The sequence below is a fragment of the Vibrio sp. Vb0888 genome, assembly GCF_033338835.1.
In the GTDB taxonomy this organism is placed as follows: Bacteria; Pseudomonadota; Gammaproteobacteria; order Enterobacterales; family Vibrionaceae; genus Vibrio; species Vibrio alginolyticus.
In genome coordinates this window covers 21,692-43,686 of the sequence record NZ_JAWOTL010000024.1, presented here as the reverse complement: position 1 = coordinate 43,686, position 21,995 = coordinate 21,692, and the positions used below count along the sequence as shown (strand labels likewise).

Annotated in this window: 17 protein-coding genes; 10 read left to right on the top strand and 7 right to left on the bottom strand. The window is 45.9% G+C overall.

The features are described 5' to 3' along the window. Nucleotides 1–45: 45 nt before the first annotated feature. The 3 genes from R7P72_RS21365 to argE all read right to left on the bottom strand — a co-directional run bounded on the left by R7P72_RS21365 (nucleotide 46) and on the right by argE (nucleotide 5,053). Nucleotides 46–585 carry a PadR family transcriptional regulator gene (locus R7P72_RS21365; RefSeq protein ID WP_005382791.1) on the bottom strand — a complete coding sequence of 180 codons (540 nt, stop codon included), beginning with the start codon at nucleotides 583–585 and terminating at the stop codon, nucleotides 46–48. 425 nt (nucleotides 586–1,010) lie between these two features. Next, nucleotides 1,011–3,644, bottom strand: coding sequence for a phosphoenolpyruvate carboxylase (ppc, locus tag R7P72_RS21360; RefSeq protein ID WP_005381336.1), 2,634 nt, complete (start codon nucleotides 3,642–3,644; stop codon nucleotides 1,011–1,013). Nucleotides 3,645–3,916: 272 nt separating this feature from the next. After that, nucleotides 3,917–5,053, bottom strand: coding sequence for an acetylornithine deacetylase (gene argE, locus R7P72_RS21355; RefSeq protein WP_017821739.1), 1,137 nt, complete (start codon nucleotides 5,051–5,053; stop codon nucleotides 3,917–3,919). Nucleotides 5,054–5,197: 144 nt separating this feature from the next. Between argE and argC the strand changes: the two genes are divergently transcribed. The 4 genes from argC (at nucleotide 5,198) to argH (ending at nucleotide 10,431) form a co-directional block, all read left to right on the top strand. Next, complete coding sequence (gene argC, locus R7P72_RS21350; RefSeq protein WP_017633525.1) at nucleotides 5,198–6,202, top strand: N-acetyl-gamma-glutamyl-phosphate reductase; 1,005 nt, start codon at nucleotides 5,198–5,200, stop codon at nucleotides 6,200–6,202. 21 nt (nucleotides 6,203–6,223) lie between these two features. Next, nucleotides 6,224–7,015, top strand: coding sequence for an acetylglutamate kinase (argB, locus tag R7P72_RS21345; protein WP_005381333.1), 792 nt, complete (start codon nucleotides 6,224–6,226; stop codon nucleotides 7,013–7,015). An 84-nt stretch (nucleotides 7,016–7,099) separates the two neighbouring features. After that, on the top strand, nucleotides 7,100–8,314 hold the full coding sequence (locus R7P72_RS21340) for an argininosuccinate synthase (RefSeq protein WP_005381332.1): 1,215 nt from the start codon (nucleotides 7,100–7,102) through the stop codon (nucleotides 8,312–8,314). Between the two features lie 242 nt (nucleotides 8,315–8,556). After that, nucleotides 8,557–10,431 (top strand): argininosuccinate lyase, encoded by a 1,875-nt coding sequence (argH, locus tag R7P72_RS21335; protein ID WP_005381331.1) that lies wholly within the window; start codon nucleotides 8,557–8,559, stop codon nucleotides 10,429–10,431. Nucleotides 10,432–10,625: 194 nt separating this feature from the next. Here the strand turns inward: argH and R7P72_RS21330 are convergent, their stop codons facing one another. The 3 genes from R7P72_RS21330 to R7P72_RS21320 form a co-directional block, all read right to left on the bottom strand. Then, nucleotides 10,626–10,907, bottom strand: a complete 282-nt coding sequence (locus R7P72_RS21330; protein ID WP_005381330.1) for a DUF3624 domain-containing protein — start codon at nucleotides 10,905–10,907, stop codon at nucleotides 10,626–10,628. Between the two features lie 372 nt (nucleotides 10,908–11,279). Further along, nucleotides 11,280–12,752, bottom strand: a complete 1,473-nt coding sequence (locus R7P72_RS21325) for a dihydrolipoyl dehydrogenase (RefSeq protein WP_005381328.1) — start codon at nucleotides 12,750–12,752, stop codon at nucleotides 11,280–11,282. A 191-nt stretch (nucleotides 12,753–12,943) separates the two neighbouring features. Continuing rightward, complete coding sequence (locus tag R7P72_RS21320; RefSeq protein ID WP_005382781.1) at nucleotides 12,944–13,672, bottom strand: redoxin family protein; 729 nt, start codon at nucleotides 13,670–13,672, stop codon at nucleotides 12,944–12,946. A gap of 169 nt (nucleotides 13,673–13,841) precedes the next feature. Here R7P72_RS21320 and oxyR point away from each other — a divergent pair, with 169 nt between their 5' ends. Then, nucleotides 13,842–14,753 (top strand): DNA-binding transcriptional regulator OxyR, encoded by a 912-nt coding sequence (oxyR, locus tag R7P72_RS21315; RefSeq protein WP_005381326.1) that lies wholly within the window; start codon nucleotides 13,842–13,844, stop codon nucleotides 14,751–14,753. Between the two features lie 53 nt (nucleotides 14,754–14,806). On the opposite strand, the gene R7P72_RS21310 is transcribed toward oxyR, so the two are convergent. Further along, complete coding sequence (locus R7P72_RS21310; protein ID WP_005381325.1) at nucleotides 14,807–17,368, bottom strand: penicillin-binding protein 1A; 2,562 nt, start codon at nucleotides 17,366–17,368, stop codon at nucleotides 14,807–14,809. Nucleotides 17,369–17,512: 144 nt separating this feature from the next. Between R7P72_RS21310 and pilM the strand changes: the two genes are divergently transcribed. Genes pilM through R7P72_RS21285 form a run of 5 tightly spaced genes read left to right on the top strand, consistent with a single transcriptional unit; the run spans nucleotide 17,513 to nucleotide 21,950 of the window. After that, nucleotides 17,513–18,529, top strand: coding sequence for a type IV pilus biogenesis protein PilM (pilM, locus tag R7P72_RS21305; RefSeq protein WP_005381324.1), 1,017 nt, complete (start codon nucleotides 17,513–17,515; stop codon nucleotides 18,527–18,529). Continuing rightward, nucleotides 18,513–19,088 carry a PilN domain-containing protein gene (locus tag R7P72_RS21300; RefSeq protein ID WP_005381323.1) on the top strand — a complete coding sequence of 192 codons (576 nt, stop codon included), beginning with the start codon at nucleotides 18,513–18,515 and terminating at the stop codon, nucleotides 19,086–19,088. Before pilM ends, R7P72_RS21300 begins: the two co-directional genes overlap by 17 nt. Beyond that, nucleotides 19,081–19,674: a type 4a pilus biogenesis protein PilO gene (locus R7P72_RS21295; protein WP_005381322.1), complete on the top strand. Its 594-nt coding sequence runs from the start codon at nucleotides 19,081–19,083 to the stop codon at nucleotides 19,672–19,674. The genes R7P72_RS21300 and R7P72_RS21295 overlap by 8 nt, the downstream gene beginning before the upstream one ends. Further along, complete coding sequence (locus R7P72_RS21290; protein WP_005381321.1) at nucleotides 19,664–20,179, top strand: pilus assembly protein PilP; 516 nt, start codon at nucleotides 19,664–19,666, stop codon at nucleotides 20,177–20,179. The genes R7P72_RS21295 and R7P72_RS21290 overlap by 11 nt, the downstream gene beginning before the upstream one ends. A 25-nt stretch (nucleotides 20,180–20,204) precedes the next feature. After that, nucleotides 20,205–21,950 (top strand): type IV pilus secretin PilQ, encoded by a 1,746-nt coding sequence (locus R7P72_RS21285; RefSeq protein WP_031779065.1) that lies wholly within the window; start codon nucleotides 20,205–20,207, stop codon nucleotides 21,948–21,950. Nucleotides 21,951–21,995: the final 45 nt, after the last annotated feature.

Below are 21,995 nucleotides of genomic sequence, written 5' to 3'. Positions count from 1 at the left end.
TTGCCAAGTGGCAAGCCTTTTTCGTTTTATCAAAGCAAAAGGAGTTTAACCAATCACTTCAAGTTCAGTTAGAACTTCTTCTGCCCAAGTGATCCAAGTTTCACGTAACAGAAGGTTACGGCGAAGCGTTAGACGTTCTAGGCGAGCTTGTTTATCTAAAGTTGACGGCGTTGCGTAGTAAGCCGCTTCAATTTCTTTGTAGTGAGAAACCAGTTTGCGAGACTCTTCAACTAGCTCGGCGAGTTGGTCACGGAATGGAGCCGCAGGTTGAACGGCACATGCCATCAATTTCGCTGAAAACTCATCACGAACTGTTGGGTGTGCAGTTGGTTGATCAAACCACTCTCCCAAAGCGCTGCGACCAGCGTCTGTAATAGAGTAAACCTTGCGGTCTGGTTTGCCTTCTTGGGGTTCTAATACGCAAGTAACCAGTTCTTTCTCAGCCATTTTGTTGAGTTCACGGTACACTTGTTGGTGGCTTGCTTTCCAGAAGTAACCGATGCTAGCAGAGAATTCTTTAGTGATATCGTAACCGGTTGCGTCGCGAGTGCTAAGAACAGTTAAGATTACGTGTGGTAATGACATGTCTTCAATCCAAATGGTCAATAAACTTGTAAACAAGCTACTTATACTTTCAGCTGCGCTCTTACTGGCACTTGAGTTTTTTAATGTATAAGTAGCACCAACAATGTTGGTCCTGTCACCTTAAAGCCGTTTATCACCTAGAGCGATGGGGAGTCCCATCAAGGCTGGAGCAGGTATGATTGGATTTATGAGCTCTCAGCAGGCAAGTAGTATATAAATAATAAGCATGAAGTGGAATAGTAGGACAAAATTACCCTAAAAAACTAACATAATAATCAATAGTGTTAGCTTGTGGTTTTTTATTCTTTTATTTTGGTATTTTTTGGGTCTATTATGGTTTATTTAACTGCTTTTGTTTTGGTGCGATTATCCTGTGATAAAAAAAAGCTGAGCATTTGCCCAGCTTTTTATTAAAAATGAAACGATTAGCCTGTGTTGCGCATACCAGCAGCAATACCAGCAATCGTCACCATCAACGCTTCTTCCAAGTTTGCAGAGGCTTCTTCGGTTTGACGCGTGCGGTATAGCAGCTCTGCTTGTAGCATATTCAATGGCTCAACGTAGATATTGCGTAAGCGAATAGACTCGAGTCCCCAAGGGTCATGCTGCATCAAGTTTTCATTGTTCTCTACATTCAGTACCGCTTTGATGTCTTCTTGAAGCTGAGCACGAAGTTTTTCACCGAGTGGACGGAGCGACTCATCCACCAATCGCTCATCGTAGTAGCGAGAGATATCAATATTACACTTCGAGTACACCATCTCTAGCATGCCGAGACGAGTAGAGAAAAACGGCCATTCGCGGCACATCTCTTCGAGCAATGCTTGGTGGCCTTTATCGATCGAGTATTGAATCGCTTCACCTGCGCCTAGCCATGCAGGAAGTACCAAACGGTTTTGACTCCATGAGAAGATCCACGGGATTGCACGTAAGCTTTCTACTCCGCCCTTAGGGTTGCGTTTTGCAGGACGAGAACCAAGTGGCAACTTGCCGAGTTCGAGTTCTGGTGTTGCTTGGCGGAAGTAAGGCACGAAATCTGGCTCGCCACGAACCACATTTCGGTAAGACTCACAGCTTACTTCTGATAGCACTTCCATCAAGTCGCGCCATTCTTGTTTTGGCTCCGGTGGCGGTAACAAATTGGCTTCCAGAATCGCACTTGCATATAGGTTAAAGCTGTTTACTGCGACATCTGGGAGTCCCAGTTTAAAGCGGATCATTTCGCCTTGCTCTGTTACACGTAAACCGCCTTTCAAGCTTTTTGGTGGTTGCGACAAAAGCGCAGCATGCGCAGGTGCGCCACCGCGACCGACTGTGCCCCCACGACCATGGAATAGAGTTAGCTCAACGCCTTCTTCTTCAGCCACTTTAACTAACGATTCCATCGCATGATACTGAGCCCAACCAGCAGACATAACACCTGCATCTTTCGCTGAGTCAGAGTAACCAATCATGACCATCTGGTGGTTTTGGATAAAACCACGGTAAAGGTCAATCCCCATAAGCTGCTTAATGACCGATTCTGCGTTGTTCAAATCGTCTAGCGTTTCGAACAGAGGACACACATCCATGCGGTAAGGGCAACCTGCTTCTTGTAGCAGTAGATGAACGGCTAGTACGTCAGAGGCGGTACGTGCCATTGAAATAACGTAAGCGCCAAACGCTTCACGCGGTTGTGCTGCAACAATCTTGCAGGTATCCAAAACCTCTTTGACGGGTTCAGACGGTTCCCAATCACGAGGGAGAAGCGGACGTTTAGATGCCAGCTCGTTAGTTAGAAAAGCAATCTTATCTTGCTCACTCCATTGTTCGTAATCACCAATACCTAAGTAGCGAGTTAGTTCAGACAAGACGTCTGAGTGACGCGTGCTCTCTTGGCGGATATCAAGACGTACAAGATGGATACCAAATGCTTTTACGCGGCGTAGTGTATCCAGTAGTGAGCCGTTGGCTATTACACCCATGCCACATTCGTTTAGTGACTGGTAGCAGGCATACAGCGGTTCCCAAAGTTGCTCGACTTTTTGCAGTGGTGCTTTAACGGCCAGTTTTTGACCGTGGATCTTAGCATCGAGAATATCTTTGGTTTCATTGAGCAGAGTGCGTAATTGCTTCAGGATCGCACGGTATGGTTCGTGCTGATCTTCGCCAGCAAGTTCACGTACTTGATCGTTTGAAACTGTCATAGACAGCTCGCTGATCAACTCGTTAATGTCATTGAGATAAAGATCGGCGGCTTTCCAACGAGACAATAGTAAGACTTCACGCGTAACGTTGTGAGTAACAAACGGGTTACCGTCACGGTCACCGCCCATCCAAGAGGAGAAGTGCACTGGGCGAGCATCAATGGGTAAACCTTCTCCAAGGTAAGATTTTAGACGGTCATTCATCTCACGTAGGAAGTCCGGTACTGCTTCCCATAGCGAGTTTTCAACGACCGCAAAGCCCCATTTTGCTTCATCCAACGGAGTTGGGCGTTGTTGTCGAATCACGTCTGAATGCCAGCCTTGGGCAATCAGTTGCTCTAGGCGGCGTTCGGTTTTTCTGCGCTCTTTAGAAGAAAGATCGCTTAGCTCCAACTTTGATAAGCACTCGTTTATCTTGACCAGTTTGTTGATCATCGTACGGCGCGTAATTTCTGTTGGGTGAGCCGTCAATACCAATTCAATATTTAGATCACGAACCGCTTGGGCAGTGTCCAGTTTGCTCACATCGTTTTGTACCAGTTTAGAAAACAGCGAGTTAATCGCGTCTGGTTCGCAAATGTGCTCTTCACAATGGCGTGAAATCGTGTGGTATTGCTCAGCGATATTGGTGAGGTTTAGAAATTGGTTAAACGCGCGAGTAACGGGCGTTAGCTGCTCATCAGGTAGATGTTTGATTTCTTCGATCAAGCTGTCCCTGTCTGCTTGATTCCCTGCTTGAGCTGATTTGGATAATTTACGAATGGTTTCCACTTTCTCGAAGATTTCTTCGCCATGGGCATCGCGAATGGTGTTACCCAATAAGTGGCCTAACATGCGCACATTACTTTTGAGTGCGGCGTATTTCTCGTTCATTGTCGTCCTGCCTCGTAAAAAAACTACATCCATTGTCCTTGTTAAGACTCCAATCTAGCGAAAAGCACCAGTTATAGTCAAATAAAGCAGACTAAGTTTGCAATTATTCCGCTGTCTCCTGATTTAGAGCAAATTTACGGCAGCCATAGAGTAAGAAGTGAAAATTAATTACAAAATAACAAGTTAAATAAGTGTTAAGACTAGCGCTAAATTGTGAAGATAAAAAGATGCAGCTCAATCGAGCTGCACAGACTTTCGAGCTTAAACGCGTATTAACAGCAGTACTTGACCATCGCCTTTGAAAGCACATCAATTGTGGGGTCGATAAAGTCGAAGGATAGAAACTCATCCGGTTGATGGGCTTGGTCGATTGACCCAGGGCCGAGCACCAAGGTTGGACACAACTGCTGTAGAAATGGTGCTTCAGTACAGTAGTTCACGGTTTCTGAACTAGTTTGGCAAATCTCTTCAACACCACCAATAAATGGGTGGTCATGTTGGCATTCGTAACCCGGAATAGGCTCATGCAATGGAATAATCTCCAGTCTCCCTGGCCATTTCGCTTCGACTTCTTTTAATGCTCCGCGCAACATGTTCTCTAAACCATCAAGGCTAATGCCAGGAAGAGGACGCACGTCGTAATGCAGCTCACAGCAACCACAAATACGGTTAGCGCTGTCACCACCGTGAATGTGTCCAAGGTTTAGGGTTGGGCTTGGAATGGCAAAACCCGGATGGTGATATTCTTTAATCAATTTGTCACGCAGTTGCATCATGGCGAACATGACTTCATGCATGATCTCAATAGCGTTAACGCCAAGCGCTGGGTCCGATGAGTGACCGGACTTGCCTGTTACGCGAATGGCATTTGCCACATGCCCTTTATGACCTCGAATTGGTACAAGGCTGGTGGGTTCACCAATGATGCAGTAATCCGGCTTAAATGGGGCGTTTGCTGTGAAATGTCGCGCGCCCAACATGGTGGTCTCTTCGTCACAAGTGGCTAATACGTAAAGTGGTTTGCTCTGCTTGCTCCAATCGACTTTCTTCACTGCTTCATAAATAAAGGCGAAAAAGCCTTTCATGTCTGCTGTGCCTAAACCGTAGAAGCGGTTGCCTTTTTCCGTCAGTTTATGCGGATCAAAATTCCATCGCCCTTGATCGAATGGCACGGTATCACTATGGCCAGCAAGTAAAAGGCCACCTTCACCCTCACCCATACGTGCGATCATATTGTGCTTGCCTGGCTCGACTTCGATCACTTCAACGCTAAAACCCAGATCTTTAAACCAAGATGCGAGTTTTTCGATGACTTTTGCATTGCCCTGATCCCAGCTCGGATCCGTGGAGCTGATAGAAGAGGTGCTGATGAGTCCTTCATAGACCTCTAGAAAAGTTGGTAATTGCATGGATTCTTCAAATCTCCTGTTGACAGACAGACCACAAAAATGTAAAACACATATTAAATCATATTTAATGAATAAAAAATCAAAATAAAGCAAAAATTAAATATGAATAGTCATTTGAGCCTTTAAGTATATGGATGTCACACAATGCTAAAAACCACGATTATTGGAGCCAGCGGTTACACCGGCGCAGAGTTAGCGTTAATGGTTAATAAACACCCACAACTCACGCTATCAGGTTTATACGTTTCCGCCAACAGTGTTGATGCGGGAAAGAGCATCGCGCAGCTGCACGGTAAGCTAGCGGGCATCATTGATATGCCAGTTTTACCACTAACGGATCCACTGCAAATCGCTCAAGAATCGGACGTGGTGTTTTTGGCAACGGCTCACGAAGTCAGCCATGATTTAGCCCCAACTTTCTTGGAGGCAGGCTGTCAGGTATTCGATTTATCGGGTGCATTCCGTGTGAAAAGTGAAGGCTTTTACGACACTTTTTATGGCTTCGCACATCAACATAACAACTGGCTAGATAAAGCAGCGTACGGCTTAGCAGAGTGGAACCAAGAATCAATAAAAACCACTCCTTTGATTGCAGTAGCAGGTTGCTACCCAACCGCTTCACAGCTTGCAATCAAACCTTTATTAGAACATGCGTTGCTTGATACCAACCAATGGCCAGTGATCAACGCAACCAGTGGTGTATCTGGTGCAGGGCGTAAAGCCTCCATGGTTAACAGCTTCTGTGAAGTGAGCTTGCAACCTTATGGTGTATTTAACCATCGTCACCAGCCAGAGATTGCTCAGCACTTGGGTTGCGATGTGATTTTTACTCCGCACCTCGGCAACTTTAAACGCGGCATTCTTGCCACTATCACCATGAAGCTTGCGCAAGGTGTGACAGAAGCACAAGTGGCACAGGCGTTTGAACAAGCTTATCAAGGCAAGCCTGCGGTGCGTCTTAAAGGCGACGGTATTCCACGTATTCAGGATGTCGAAAATACCCCTTTCTGCGATATCGGCTGGAAGGTACAAGGCGAACACATCATTGTGATTTCAGCTATCGACAACCTACTTAAAGGTGCATCGAGTCAAGCGATGCAATGTCTCAATATTCATTACGGTTACCCAGAACTGACAGCGTTGCTGTAGTCGTTGAAAGAGGGAAATGCGATGACGCAAACCAATCAAGCTCCTTTAGTCATTAAGCTAGGTGGTGCAGCTCTATCATGCACTCAAACCTTAAGCCAACTGTTTGGTGCCATTGCGGCTTACCAAAAATCGGCACAGCGACAAATCGCCATCGTTCATGGCGGTGGCTACCTAGTTGATGAGTTGATGGCAAAGCTTCAGCTTGAAACCGTAAAGAAAAACGGTTTACGCGTAACGCCTTACGATCAAATTCCTGTGATTGCAGGCGCGCTTGCAGGCACTGCGAATAAGTTACTTCAAGGTCAAGCGATTGCGGACGGTCTTAACGCTGTGGGCCTTAGCCTTGCGGATGGTGGTTTGTGTCTTGTTGAAGAACTTGACCCAGAACTCGGCGCGGTAGGCAAAGCATCACCGGGTGACTCAGCACTATTACAAGCGGTGCTAAACACAGGTGCACTGCCGATCATCAGTTCAATTGGTTTAACCAAAGATGGCCAGATGATGAATGTGAATGCTGATCAAGCAGCAGTCGCGGTTGCGGGCGCATTAGATGCGGAGTTAGTCCTGTTATCAGACGTGAGTGGTGTATTAGATGGAAAAGGCCATTTGATCAAAACCCTGTCAGAGCAGCAAGCTAACTCGTTGATCGATGGACATGTGATCACCGATGGCATGATCGTCAAAGTTAAAGCCGCTTTGGAGGCCGCCAATGATCTTGGCCGTCCAATTGAAGTCGCGACCTGGCGTTACCCAGAAAAATTAGCACAGTTATTCGCTGGTGAAAGTATTGGTACTCAATTCTTGCCTCAATAAGCATCAGCAAAAGAATTCAATATTAGGAAGTCGTAGTTGGCACTGACCGCCGAGCGCAGCGCCAGTTAAGTTTGGAGAAAAAACATGAGCAAAGTGAACGTAAATAAAGTGGTAGTCGCATACTCAGGCGGTCTAGATACTTCAGTAATCATCCCGTGGCTAAAAGAGAACTACGACTGTGAAGTAGTGGCTTTCGTTGCCGATGTTGGTCAAGGTGCCGAAGAGCTAGAAGGCATTGAAGCGAAAGCAAAAGCCTCTGGTGCTTCTGAGTGTTACATCGCGGACTTGAAAGAAGAAATGGTCGCAGACTACATTTACCCGACACTAAAAACCGGCGCGTACTACGAAGGTAAGTACCTGCTAGGTACATCAATGGCGCGTCCAATCATTGCTAAAGCGCAGGTTGAAGTGGCACGTAAAGTGGGCGCGGACGCACTGTGTCATGGCTGTACAGGTAAAGGTAACGACCAAGTGCGTTTCGAAGGTGCATTTGCAGCACTAGCACCGGACTTACAAGTGATTGCACCTTGGCGTGAGTGGGACCTAGTGAGCCGTGAAGAGTGTTTGGATTACCTAGCTGAGCGTAATATTCCTTGCTCTGCGTCTCTTACTAAGATCTATTCACGTGATGCAAACGCATGGCACATTTCGACGGAAGGCGGCGTTTTAGAAGATACGTGGAACGCACCAAACGAAGACTGCTGGGTGTGGACTGTCGACCCAGAGCAAGCGCCAAATGAAGCGGAATACGTCACGCTGAAAGTAGAAAAAGGTGAAGTGGTCGAAGTTGATGGTGAAGTGATGACACCATATAACGCACTGGTTTACCTAAACGAGAAGGGCGCTAAGCACGGTGTTGGCCGTATCGATATCGTGGAAAACCGTCTTGTTGGGATGAAGTCTCGTGGTTGTTATGAAACACCGGGAGGCACCATCATGATGGAAGCGCTGCGTGCTGTAGAGCAGCTTGTGCTAGACAAATCATCATTCGAATTCCGTGAGGAGCTAGGTCTAAAAGCGTCTCACCTTGTATACGATGGCCGTTGGTTTACGCCACTATGTAAATCGATCCTTGCCGCTTCAGAAGAGCTAGCGCAAGACGTTAACGGTGAAGTGGTTGTTAAGCTCTACAAAGGTCAAGCGACAGTGACGCAAAAACGTTCTGACAACAGCTTGTATTCAGAAGAGTTCGCGACTTTTGGTGAAGATGAAGTTTACGACCAAAGCCATGCAGGTGGGTTCATCCGTCTTTACTCGCTATCAAGCCGTATTCGTGCATTGAACAGCCAGAAGAAATAATCCATTAACATCCATCTTGGATTGAATAAAGACCCGCCATTTATAGGCGGGTCTTTTGGTTTCTAAAAGCGAGTATCTAAAGTTTGTTTGAATATATATGTAAAAATATTGAATTTATACTTTATTTTTTATCGAAATTGCCGTAACGTTGACCCATAAGAAAAAGTGAGCAAATGACCATCAAATTGGTTACTACTCATTCGAGAACGTTAGAGTAAGCAATAGTCATCAGGAGAGACGCAATGGCATTATGGGGCGGAAGATTTACCCAAGCGGCAGACACCAGATTTAAAGAGTTCAATGATTCGTTGCGTTTTGACTACCGATTGGCTGAGCAAGACATCGTAGGTTCAATCGCATGGTCTAAAGCTCTGCTTTCTGTTGATGTGCTATCGGCAGAAGAACAGCAAAAACTGGAACTTGCTTTAAATGAGCTGAAGTTAGAAGTGATGGAAGACCCTCACCAAATTCTTCGCTCTGATGCAGAAGATATCCACTCTTGGGTTGAACAGCAGCTAATCAGTAAAGTGGGAGATTTAGGTAAAAAACTCCACACTGGGCGTTCTCGGAATGACCAAGTCGCCACAGACTTGAAACTTTGGTGTCGTCAGCAAGGTCAGCAATTATTGATTGCTTTAGATCGCCTACAAGCACAAATGGTCCATGTTGCTAAACAGCACCAAGGCACCGTATTGCCAGGCTATACTCATCTTCAGCGTGCTCAACCTGTAACGTTTGCTCACTGGTGCTTGGCTTATGTTGAAATGTTCGAGCGTGACTACTCTCGTCTGAATGATGCCTTACAGCGTCTCGACACTTGTCCACTTGGCTCGGGTGCTTTAGCGGGAACGGCTTATCCGATTGATCGCGAACAATTAGCACATAATCTCGGTTTCCACCGTGCTACGCGTAATTCACTCGATTCGGTTTCAGATCGTGATCATGTGATGGAACTGATGTCGGTGGCGTCGATTTCTATGCTGCACCTTTCTCGTCTTGCAGAAGATATGATCTTCTACAATTCAGGCGAGTCAAACTTCATTGAGTTAGCTGATACGGTGACATCTGGTTCGTCATTAATGCCACAGAAGAAAAACCCAGATGCACTTGAGTTGATCCGTGGTAAGACAGGGCGTGTCTATGGCGCATTATCGAGCATGATGATGACAGTTAAAGCCTTGCCATTGGCGTACAACAAAGACATGCAGGAAGATAAAGAAGGGTTGTTTGACGCTTTAGATACATGGAACGACTGCATGGAAATGGCAGCTCTGTGTTTTGACGGTATTAAAGTGAATGGCGAGCGCACACTAGAAGCGGCGAAACAAGGTTACGCAAACTCGACGGAGTTAGCTGATTACCTAGTGGCGAAAGGCATCCCATTCCGTGAAGCTCACCACATCGTCGGTGTCGCGGTCGTTGGTGCTATTGCTAAAGGTTGTGCGCTAGAAGAGCTGTCTATCGAAGAGTTAAAAGCCTTCTCAGAAGTCATTGAAGCGGATGTGTATGACATTCTGACTATCGACTCGTGTTTGGAAAAGCGTTGTGCTTTGGGTGGTGTTTCGCCTCACCAGGTCGCTTACGCGGTAGAACAAGCGGATAAGCGCCTGAGCCAGCGTGACAGCTCGGCGGTGAAAGTGCGTCCTGCACGTTTGACGGACATTGAAACGTTGGAAGGTATGGTTGCTTACTGGGCGAACCTTGGTGAGAATCTTCCGCGCTCTCGTAATGAGCTCGTGAGAGATATTGGCTCTTTCGCGGTGGCTGAGCATCATGGTGAAGTGACGGGTTGCGCTTCTCTATATGTGTATGACTCAGGGTTGGCAGAAATACGCTCTCTTGGTATCGAAGCGGGCTGGCAAGGCCAAGGGCAGGGCAGTGCGATTGTGAACTATTTGGTTGAGAAAGCGCGCCAGATGGCGATCAAGAAAGTCTTTGTTCTAACGCGAACGCCTGAGTTCTTTATGAAGCAAAGCTTTTTACCGACATCGAAGTCATTACTGCCGGAGAAAGTTCTGAAAGATTGCGATCAGTGCCCACGTCAACATGCATGTGATGAGGTAGCGCTTGAGATCAATTTAATGGAGCAAGTGATCCAAAAAACGCATGTGGCATGAACTGAAGTTGTGGAGTGATTTTATTAGCATTCAATGACATAGTCATTTTCCTGTTTACTTACATCAGTATTCGCTAAAAAAATCGAAAAAATTTGGAACCTTTGAGAGGAAGCCCGGTCTATTAAAGTACCACTGCTTTTTCTTAGAAGAATCTAAGAGAGCCCCAGAACTGACATTGGTTTTGGGGCTTTTTTCTATCTGTCACTTTTCTCTTTTTTATTGGCCTTTTTTTGTCCCTTTCGACGTTGCCAAGGCAAGATGACAAAACGCATCCATAAGTGTAGAAACAACAAAACGTTGAAAGCGAAGCCGGCAAAGATCAAAGCGATCGACTCGATGCTTTGTGGATCATCTTTGAGCGTAAACCACCACACAATCCAACACAGTACAGAAAGTACCGTCAATTGATCCAAGCATCGTTGGCAACGTCCAAGTTCTTTCCAAAACCAATGTTCCTCGCAGCGGCGACAAGTCATAGTGTTTTCCAAACCATTAGTGTTGCTTCAGATTATATATCTAACTAAATGGTGGAAAGCGTTTCTTACACGGGCTTAGAGCGCCATGACACAACCAAAAATGGAAAGTTAGCTTTGTAAAAGCTTTGTGGCACGTAATTGATGTATGGTGTGCTGTCAGTCTTTAACAGGAAATATAATGATGTCGACAGAGTTGAAACTTGCGCTGAGTATCGCTGGTGGGTTCTTTATGATCGGTGTTGTCGCGATTTATATGGTCAGCCGCTATGCAATGATGGCAGCGTAAGAGAGATTTTATTGCGCCGAAGTAGCAAAGCAAAGCCTCGTTGATGACGAGGCTTTGCTTTATATTTAGATAGAAGCCTGAAAGCGTTAGCAGCCAGGGCCGCAGTCAAGACAATGTTTCACCATTTCTGGCCCTAAGTGTAGTTTTGCATTCAAATCACGTAGAGCGGTGCGGACGCCTTCTTCAATCACTGGGTGATAGAAGGGCATATCTAACATCTCAGAAATCGTCATCCTATTTTGGTGCGCCCACGCTAAAAGGTGCGCAAGATGCTCTGCATTCGGGGCCATCATTTCTGCACCTAAAAAACGTCCAGTGCCTTGCTCTCCGTAGACATGCAGAATGCCTTTATTACGAAGCATGACGCGCGAACGTCCTTGATTTTCAAACGAGACTTCACCGGTTGCGAAACATCCACATGTGCCTAGACGTGTTTCTAGTTGTTTATATGTTTCGCCAACCATAGCAATTTGAGGGTCGGAGAACACGGCTGAAATTGGTGAGCGACGCAGACCCGCACGAATATCTGGGAAACGGCCTGCGTTGTCTCCAGCAATACGGCCTTGGTCAGCGGCTTCGTGCAGCAGTGGAATTTGGTTACTTGCATCACCTGCGATGAAGATGCTCTCTACCGAAGTTTGCAATGTGTAGTGATCCGCCGTTGGTACGCCACGTTCATCGAGAGCCACATTGGTGTTCTCGATCGCCAGCTTATCGACGTTTGGACGACGACCCGTTGCGGCCAATACGTAATCGACAACGAAAGTTTCTAATTCACCATCATGGTTGATGAATTGGATTTCGACCTTGTCTTCGCCGTCATTGTCTGACGAAGCAATGCGTTTCATGCTTTCGACTTTTACATCTGCATCTAGGTAGAACTCTTCCTTAAAGGCTTTATCTGCATAAGCCATCACCTCTGGGTCTGTCAGTGGGCCCACTTGTCCTCCAAGGCCAAAGAGCTTCACGTTTACTCCTAGGCGGTGTAAAGCCTGACCCAATTCAAGGCCGATGACTCCTGGGCCAAATACTGCAACGGACTCTGGTAAGTCATCCCAGTCAAATACATCATCGTTAATCACTAGGCGATCACCCAGTTCATTCCAAGCTGCCGGATATGCTGGACGAGATCCTGTCGCAATAACAATGCGCTGTGCGGTGACCTGAGTATGATCATCTATGATGAGAGTGTGGTCATCGGCAAACTTCGCGTAGCCCGATAGTTTGTCTTCAGCGGGAATATCATCGACACTTTCAAGCACAAAGCCAACAAAACGATCGCGTTCGCGCTTTACACGATCCATAACTTCTCGTCCGTTAATTCGTACTTCACCTTGCGGGTGTATCCCAAATCCAGGTGCTTTTTCGATTTGATGAACACTTTCTGCTGCCGCAATTAACAGCTTAGACGGCATGCATCCGACACGAGCACAGGTTGTTCCGTAGGGACCGCCCTCAATGATTACCACGCTGTTGGTATGAGCTTTTGCTGCTCGATAAGCACCAAGACCAGCCGTCCCGCCACCAATAATCGCTACGTCGACATTAACTTGTTTCATCGTGAACTCTCGCTTTTGTTTTAAGCCAAGCTAGCTACATTGAGCTTGGAGAGTGAATTGGATAGTTGAATCTGGATAAGTAGTCACCTTATTGGCAGATAACTACTTATCTAGACTAGTAGAAGAAGTGGTTTAGGGTTGGCCTCCGAGCCAAAAGGCACCGGAGACCGAGGGTGTAGGCTATGGACAGCTTAGCCTAGATACGCTTCTAGCTCTTCGCTACCGCCGATATGCTTGCCACCGATAAAGACTTGTGGAACAGTCGTGCGACCAGATATAGCTCGTAGACTAACTGTTGTTGCGTCTTTACCCAGAATCACTTCTTCATATTGAAGACCGTGGTCAATCAGATTTTGTTTCGCTTTCATACAGAAAGGGCAGCCTGGTTTAGTGAACACCGTGATGGATTCTTGCGTTTTGTAGTCAGGCGCTATGTAGTTCAGCATCGTATCTGCGTCTGACACCTTGAATGGGTCGCCTGGTTCGTTTGGCTCAATGAACATTTTTTCCACTACGCCATCTTTTACTAGCATGCTGTAACGCCATGAACGTTTGCCAAAGCCGATGTCGTTTTTATCCACTAACATACCCATGCCATCGGTGAATTCACCATTACCATCCGGGATGAAGGTAATGTTTTCTGCTTCTTGGTCTTGTTTCCATGCATTCATCACGAACGTATCATTGACCGAGACACAAATAATCTCATCCACTCCGTGCTCTTTAAATACAGGGAACAATTCGTTGTAACGAGGTAGATGGCTTGATGAACAGGTTGGAGTAAATGCACCCGGTAAGCTAAATACGATAACGGTCTTACCTTTAAATAGCTCATCGGTCGTTACATTCACCCAAGAGTCACCTTGACGAACTGGAAAAGTAACTTGAGGGACTTGTTGACCTTCTTTAGATACAAACATAATGATTTCCTTTAACTATTTTAAATTATGCGTATAGAGCTTAGCGTTTTTCGTCGCTCTGTTTCGTTTTGTTGAGCCCATTATTGTAAAAATCCTTTGATAGCTCTAATCGTTTGGTGTTATGGTTTTGATAGGTATTAGCTATTGTTAAAGAAGCGAAGCGTGAAGTATGAATATTCGAGATTTTGAGTACTTAGTTGCACTTGCGGAACATAAGCACTTTCGCAAAGCGGCAGAGGCATGTTTTGTTAGCCAGCCAACATTGAGTGGGCAAATTCGTAAACTAGAGGACGAACTCGGGACCACGCTTTTAGAGCGAAGCAGCCGACGTGTTTTGTTTACCGATTCAGGGTTACAGCTGGTGGAGCAGGCTAAGCGCATCTTAAGTGAAGTGAAAACCTTCAGAGATATGGCAAGCGGTCAAAGCGGAGCCATGACTGGACCGATGCATATTGGTTTCATCCCGACGGTTGGGCCTTATCTACTACCCAAAATTCTGCCGCAGATAAAAGAAGCATTTCCTGAGCTGGAGCTATTTCTGCACGAAGCTCAAACACATCAATTAGTGCGTCAATTGGAAGAAGGCAAACTAGATTGCTTAGTTTTAGCTTCGGTTGATGAAACTGCGCCATTTAAAGAGATCGAAGTGTATCAAGAGCCATTAAGTGTCGCAGTGCCATGTGACCACGAGTGGGCCTCTCTCGACCATGTTGATATGTTGGAGCTGAATGGTAAAACCGTTTTAGCGTTGGGAGACGGCCACTGTCTGCGAGATCAAGCGTTAGGTTTTTGTTTTGCCGCTGGTGCAAAAGACGATGAGCGTTTTAAAGCCACCAGCTTGGAGACGTTACGCAACATGGTTGCTGCCGGTGCGGGGATTACGTTATTGCCTCAGCTTTCTATCCCTAATGAGAAGCAAAAAGATGGCGTATGCTACGTACCAGCTGTTAACCCAACCCCCTCGCGTAATATCGTTCTCGTATACCGTCCGGGCTCACCATTACGAGCTAGGTTTGAAGCTTTAGCAGCGAAGATTAAAGAGGTGTTGGCTTCTTATCCATCATTGAATGCTGCAGCATAAGAAGCAGACATAAAAAAGGGAGAGCTTGATGCTCTCCCTTGTGCTTTTGTGATTTAGAACAGTTCTTCTGCGCCAGAGCCTGAAGAATAAATACTATCTTCTAAACGGTCGCCAGCGTATTCGGTAGGCTCCGTGCCTTTTTCAAAGTATTCGAACATTGATGTGCTATCTACCTTGTGCGTTAGCATACCGCTGTTGCGATCAATACGAACTCGAATAATATCCTCTGGAATATTTTTACCTTGCTCCGGCGTCCCTTCTAGCGCAACACGCATGAAGTCAATCCAAGCAGGCTCTGCGGTTTTCGCACCCGACTCGGCACCAGAAATTTGGCCTTGCCCTAGGTTGCTGTTAACAGTGGTGCGGCCAAGTGCACGTGAGTGATCATCAAAGCCAACCCAAGCTATCGCAACGACACCAGGTCCATAGCCATTGTACCAAGCATCCTTGGAATCATTCGTTGTACCCGTTTTACCCCCGATATCACGACGACCAAGTTTTTGCGCGCGCCAGCCTGTACCATTCCAACCTGTGCCTTCACGCCAGTTACCGCCACCCCAAATGTTGCTGTACATCATCTCACGCATTAAGAATGCATTCTGTTCAGAGATAACTTGCGGTGCATATTGAGGTTCATCATTTTCAAGGGCATTGTCTGTTGCTAGGCCATCAATTGCGACGTCTTGTTCGCCAAATTCATCAGCGTAGCGATTTTCTGGCTGCTCGCTCATTTGCGGGCAATCCTTATGACAAACACTCTTTGGATTGGCTTTAAACAGTACTTCACCGAATGCATCTTCCACGCGTTCTACATAGAATGGTTCAACGTAATAACCACCGTTCGCAAACACAGAGTAACCTTGTGCCACTTTCATTGGTGTTAAGCTGCCAGCTCCGAGTGCGATGGTCTCAGAGCGTGGTACTTGGTTAATATCAAAACCGAAACGAGTAAGGTACTGACGTGTCTCCTCGAGGCCAACTTCACGGAGTGTACGCACTGCCATGACGTTTTTTGATTGAGCTAAGCCGAGGCGAAGACGCGTTGGACCACCATAAGTCGGTGGTGAGTTTTTTGGTCGCCAAGCTGAACCAGAACCTGCATCCCACTTGTTAATCGGCGCATCGTTAATCAAAGTGGCTAGAGTCAGCCCTTTGTCAATTGCTGCCGAGTAGATGAAAGGCTTGATACTTGAACCAACCTGACGCACTGACATGGTTGCACGGTTAAACTTGCTGTGAACAAAGTTGAAACCACCAACCAGCGACAATATCGCGCCATTTTCTGGGTTCATCGCAACAAACGCGGTGTTTGCTGTCGGCACTTGGCTCAGTTTCCAGCTCAGTGTTGTGTTGTCATCTTCATCGGTTTCACTTACTTCGCGAACCCAAACTTGTTGACCTGTCGCTAGCACATCATGCGCTGACTTTGGTGTTGAGCCTTGGCGGTTATCAGTAATGTACTTACGCGCCCAGTGCATTCCAGTCCAAGGGATGGTTTGCTCTTCATGGTTCTTAACCCATACTTGTGCCGTCTTATCATCGACTTTCGTCACAACCGCAGGGTAAAGGTCACCATAAGTTGGCTGTTTCTTCAGGTGCTTTTCTATTTGCTCATTGTCCCAGGCCGCTTCCCCTTCTTTCCAAAGCACACTTTCTGCACCACGGTAGCCATGACGTTCATCGTATGACAAGAGGTTATTTACCGCAGACGTATTTGCAGCATCTTGCAGTTTAGAATCCACAGTCATGTAAATATTCAAGCCAGAGGTATAAGCTTCTTCTTCACCGTATTCTTTTACTGCCCATGCACGAGCCAACTCTGCTACGTAAGGTGCGGAAAGCTCAATCTCAGCGCTATGATAACGCGCCACAATAGGCTCATTGCGTGCTTCGTCATACTGCTCTTGTGTAATGTATTTCTCATCAAGCATTCGCATTAATACAACGTTACGGCGTTTTGTTGCGCGCTCAAGAGAGTAAATTGGGTTCATGGTTGATGGCGCTTTTGGCATACCAGCGAGTGTTGCAATCTCACTTAACGTCAATTCATCAAGGCTCTTGCCAAAATACACTTGAGCGGCAGCACCAAAGCCATATGAGCGGTAACCAAGGAAGATTTTATTGACATAAAGCTCCATGATTTCTTGCTTACTTAAAAGCTGCTCAATATGGATAGCAATAAAAATCTCTTTAATCTTACGCATGATCTTCTTCTCATTAGATAAGAAGAAGTTACGAGCTAGCTGTTGCGTAATCGTACTTGCACCCTGTTTAGCCGAGCCTGAAACCGCAACAACAACCGCTGCACGAGTGATGCCGATAGGGTCGATACCAGGATGCTCATAGAAACGACTATCTTCGGTTGCGATGAGCGCGTGAATTAAGTCTTGAGGAATTTCGTCATAAGTAACAGGAATACGACGCTTTTCACCGAACTGTGCGATCAGCTTCCCGTCTTGACTAAACACCTTCATAGGTGTTTGTAATTCAACGTCTTTTAGAGTTGCAACATCTGGCAATTCAGGCTTCACGTACTGATAGAAGCCAAATATTGTGGTGACTCCAAGAATTATGCAAATCAATGTTAAAAATAATAAACGCTTTATGAACTTCACCGGAGAATCCCTGATTGGTTGAGGCTGTGTAACGGCAAACCCTTGTACTCTTAGGTCAAAAATTTAGCACATAAGAGATATTAACTCTTATTTGGATGCTAATAACAACCTTTGCACGAAGAAATTTCGGAGCGAGAGTAAGAGATGGATAAGCTAATCGTTACCGGCATCGATATAGGCCATAACAGCCTCAAAGCCGTAGTACTTAAACCCACAGGCAACAATTACGCTCTGTTGGGTTACAAAGAAATATTACTAAAGGAAGGTATTGTCGCTGAAAATAACACCATAAATCATCAAGAAATTGTAAAGACCCTCAAGCAGATAAAAAAAGAACTGCCTTTTGGTGCTAAAAAAGTTGCGATCTCAGTTCCTGATAACTCGGTAATTAGCAAGAAACTGCAAATAGAACAAAATCTTGAAGAGAGTGAAGTTGAGTTTGCAGTGATACAAGCCTTTTCTCATCAATCGCCATTCCCTGTCGAAGAGCTGAGTTTAGACTTCGTTCGTCTTCGCGCTGAGGGCGGGCAGAGTGGCAGTGATAGCTATCAAGTGTTTGCGACAAGAAAAGATGTGGTAGAAGGCCGAGTCGATGCATTACAAAAGTCCGGACTAAAACCTGTTTTAGTGGACGTGCATTCGCAAAGCCTTGGTCATATCTGGAAGCTCACCGCCGATCGCTTTCCTGACAAAAACAAATACTGCTTACTCGATATTGGCACTTTATCGAGCTCCTTCACCATGTTTACCGAACAAGGTGAACTGTTTCACAAAGAGTTTGCTTACGGCACACGCGGAGCAAACAGCGCTTCTCCAGTCGATTTTTTGTCCGATGATGCTCAGGAGAAAACAGAGCTGTTTAACCGTCAAATCGTAGAGCGAGTAAAGCGCCAGATGCAGCTCTATACCTCAATCAATGGCTCACAAAACATCAAGGGTATCTGGTTATCAGGGGAAGGGGCCTCCACTCCCATGCTCGCAGAGGAGTTGTCTCAACAATTGTCGTTAGAGTGTGAATTGCTAAATCCGCTAGGGCTATTTGAGATGAAGGTGTCTAAGCGTAAGCGTCGTGCTGTGGATTGGCAGCATTTCTCAACAGCAGCCGGACTGGCCGTTCGTGGCATTCATTGGCTAGGAGGCGCCCGTGCTTTATCGCATTAATTTACTTCCTTGGCGAGAGAATCAAAGAGAAGAGCACCGACGTCGTTTCATCAGTTTGGTCGCATTAGGTATGTTGGTCGCTGTTGGCATCCAGTGGGGTATTGGAAAGTTTTTTGAGTACCAACAAGATCAACAACAGGAGCGGCTCGATTACCTCACTCACTACATTGCCGAACTCGACCAGCGTATTGAAGCAATGAAAATTGCAGAGCAAGAGCACAGCAAAATCCTCGAACGTCTAAAGGTCGTTGAAGGTTTACAAAACGGACGAAACAAAACGACCGAGTTCATGAACTTAATGCCTGCCGTTATCCCTGAAGGTGTATATGTCGACAAGATCAAAATGAATGATCTGGAAATTGAGATCTCTGGGATCTCAGATAGCACTCCAAAACTTGCCACGATGCTAGACAACATGGAGCGCTCGGCCAAGTTGAACGACGTAGAAATGCATTCCATCGTTCACGGCAAAGCCCGTTTTGGGAAAGAGTTTCAAACATTCAAAGTGTCTTTCATGTTCAAAGTAACGGAGAAGAAATTGGAGGCTCAACGTGGTTGATTGGCAGGATCTCGAAATAGATGAAATGGCCGAGTGGCCATTGTTGCCCCAGATTGTAGTAATCGCGCTTCTGATCATGGTGATTCAAGGCTTAGGTTATTGGTTTTACCTTAAACCGAAAGACGAACAGTTGAATCACTTGATCCAGCAGGAGCAGACACTCAAGGTGGCATTGAAGATCAAAGCGAACAAAGTGGCAGCGTTGCCTCAGCTTCAATCTCAATTGGATGAACTTACCACCCGTTACGAGTTATTACTGCAGCAACTGCCTGCGCAAAAAGAGCTGGCTACAATGCTCGCTTCAGTGAATGAACTTGGCATCGACAATAAGCTGACTTTCACCCGAATCGACTGGGGCGAAAAACAATCAGAGCACTTCCTTTATCGTCTCCCTTTAAACATAGAGTTAACGGGCGACTTTCATGACATCGGCCATTTTTCTCAGGCGATAGCGACGCTACCTCGAATCATCACGTTTAAAGATGTGACTTGGCAACGTGTCAGCCAAGAAAGCGAAACCCTGCACTTTCGGGTGCGCGCTAACACCTATCAGTTTAAGCCGGAGGAGACGAAAAATGACAAGTAAGTCTTTGTTGCTGGTACTGATGGGTTCTCTATTGATGGGTTGCCAGGCGAATGATGAATCATTGACGGATTTTATTCGAGGAGTGGAAACACAGGCGCGTCGAGAGGTCGAGAAGCTTAAGCCCGTAGACAAGTATGTTGCAGTCACGTACGCACCGGAAGTACAGCGTGCACCCTTTGAATTACCCAAAGAAGCCACCATCGCGACTCAGCCAGTTGCAAGAAAAGATTGTTGGCAACCGCCCTCAAGAAGGCGAACTGGAAAATTAGAAAGATTCCCATTAAGCCAATTACGTTTGAAAGGGGTCATGGGCATGGATAACACGGTTTCTGGCCTCGTTCAGGCTCCCAATGGCACCGTCTATAAAGTTAAGCCGGGTCAATACCTTGGACGCAATAATGGCAAAGTGACCCATGTCAGCCACTCCTATTTGTTGATTAATGAAACGTTGCCCGACGGCTTAGGATGTTGGCAAAAACGTAAAGTTAAGTTGGCTTTGAGATAGCCCCATTTATTTTTGATATTGAGTAATGAAAATGAGACAAGGATTAACACGTACACCAAGGATACTTACTGGGCTCTTCTCCTTATGGTTGTTTGTATTTTTAGCCCCTTTAGCTGCAGCAGAAGAAGTTTCGTCCAATGCCCTAAAAAGTATCGACTTTCGAACTAATAAAGATAAAGACGCCGTGATTGTCGTCGAATTGGCGTCACCGGCCGCGATTGTAGATATCAAGCGTGTACAGGAAGGGTTAAGTATCGATTTGCTTAACACTTCAGTAAAAGACGAGCAATTGTATCTCCTAGACGTGAAAGACTTTTCGACTGTGGTTGAGAGCGTAGAAGTGTTTCGCGACACCTCGACGACGCGCTTGGTTGCGCACATCAATGAAGAATACATGCATGATTACCGTTTAACGGGGCGTTTTTTGGAAATCAAAGTAGCGAAGATCAAACCCAATGAGAAAGCCCCAGATAAAAGCATTTTAGAAAGAGAAGGTAAGCTTATTTCGATTAACTTCCAAGATATTCCTGTGCGAAACGTCTTGCAGCTTATTGCTGATTACAACCAATTCAATTTGGTTGTCTCCGACTCTGTAGAAGGCAACCTCACGCTTCGTCTTGATGGTGTCCCTTGGCAGCAAGTGCTGGATATTATTTTGCAAGTTAAGGGGTTAGATAAGCGTGTTGATGGCAACGTGATTTTAGTTGCTCCGACTGATGAGCTGGACTTGCGTGAGAAGCAGCAGTTAGAAAAACAAAAACTGACGGAAGAAATGGGAGAGCTTTCATCTGAAATCATCAAAGTTAATTTTGCTAAAGCATCAGACATTGCGGAGATGATCAATGGAGAAGGAAATATCAGCATGCTGTCAGAGCGCGGCAGTATGACCATTGATGAGCGAACTAACTCGTTATTGATTAGAGAGTTACCTGAAAACATCGAGGTGATTCGAGAAATTATTGAGTCTTTGGATATTCCAGTTAAACAGGTTCAAATTGAGGCGCGTATTGTGACCATCAATGAAGGTAACATGGATGAGTTAGGGATTCGTTGGGGTTTTACGTCTATTAATGGCAGTAATACAGTGGGCGGTTCTATTGAGAACAACCTTGCCACGATCGGTCTCTATAATGGAGAAGGGGGTGATGACGGTGGTGACGGTGATGGAGTAGGGATCGATGACTTCCTAAATGTAAACTTAGCTGCAACCAGTCCGAATGCGACCAGTCTTGCTTTCCAAGTTGCGAAGTTAGGTTCAGACACCTTGTTGGATCTTGAGCTTTCTGCTCTGCAACAAGAGTCTAAAGCTGAGATTATCTCGAGCCCACGTTTGATCACTACCAATAAGAAGCCTGCCTATATTGAACAAGGTACAGAGATTCCTTATCTTGAGTCATCATCAAGTGGTGCAACGACGGTGACGTTCAAAAAGGCGGTATTAAGTTTGAAAGTGACCCCGCAAATCACACCGGATAACCGCTTAGTGTTGGATTTAAGTGTCACGCAAGATAGACCTGGACAAGTCGTGAAGACAGGCACTGGTGAAGCTGTTGCGATTGATACTCAACGTATCGGGACGCAAGTGTTAGTGAATAACGGTGAAACGGTCGTTCTTGGTGGTATTTTTCAGCACAGCATTACTAACTCGGTGGACAAAGTACCTTTGTTGGGCGACCTGCCGCTATTAGGTGCTCTTTTTCGTCGAAGTTATGAGAATGTTGGCAAAAGTGAGCTGTTAATTTTCGTCACGCCTAAGGTGGTGATTCAGTAGTTCTGTCTCGGGAAAAACTGATTAAATCAAAAATAAAGTTGCAAT

Coding starts and splice junctions, on each gene's coding strand:
- ppc (WP_005381336.1), bottom strand. CDS start 3,644: ATGAACGAGAAATACGCCGCACTCAAAAGTAATGTGCGCATGTTAGGC.
- argC (WP_017633525.1), top strand. CDS start 5,198: ATGCTAAAAACCACGATTATTGGAGCCAGCGGTTACACCGGCGCAGAG.
- argB (WP_005381333.1), top strand. CDS start 6,224: ATGACGCAAACCAATCAAGCTCCTTTAGTCATTAAGCTAGGTGGTGCA.
- oxyR (WP_005381326.1), top strand. CDS start 13,842: ATGAATATTCGAGATTTTGAGTACTTAGTTGCACTTGCGGAACATAAG.
- R7P72_RS21320 (WP_005382781.1), bottom strand. CDS start 13,672: ATGTTTGTATCTAAAGAAGGTCAACAAGTCCCTCAAGTTACTTTTCCA.
- argE (WP_017821739.1), bottom strand. CDS start 5,053: ATGCAATTACCAACTTTTCTAGAGGTCTATGAAGGACTCATCAGCACC.
- argH (WP_005381331.1), top strand. CDS start 8,557: ATGGCATTATGGGGCGGAAGATTTACCCAAGCGGCAGACACCAGATTT.
- R7P72_RS21365 (WP_005382791.1), bottom strand. CDS start 585: ATGTCATTACCACACGTAATCTTAACTGTTCTTAGCACTCGCGACGCA.
- R7P72_RS21325 (WP_005381328.1), bottom strand. CDS start 12,752: ATGAAACAAGTTAATGTCGACGTAGCGATTATTGGTGGCGGGACGGCT.
- R7P72_RS21340 (WP_005381332.1), top strand. CDS start 7,100: ATGAGCAAAGTGAACGTAAATAAAGTGGTAGTCGCATACTCAGGCGGT.
- pilM (WP_005381324.1), top strand. CDS start 17,513: ATGGATAAGCTAATCGTTACCGGCATCGATATAGGCCATAACAGCCTC.
- R7P72_RS21290 (WP_005381321.1), top strand. CDS start 19,664: ATGACAAGTAAGTCTTTGTTGCTGGTACTGATGGGTTCTCTATTGATG.
- R7P72_RS21330 (WP_005381330.1), bottom strand. CDS start 10,907: ATGACTTGTCGCCGCTGCGAGGAACATTGGTTTTGGAAAGAACTTGGA.
- R7P72_RS21285 (WP_031779065.1), top strand. CDS start 20,205: ATGAAAATGAGACAAGGATTAACACGTACACCAAGGATACTTACTGGG.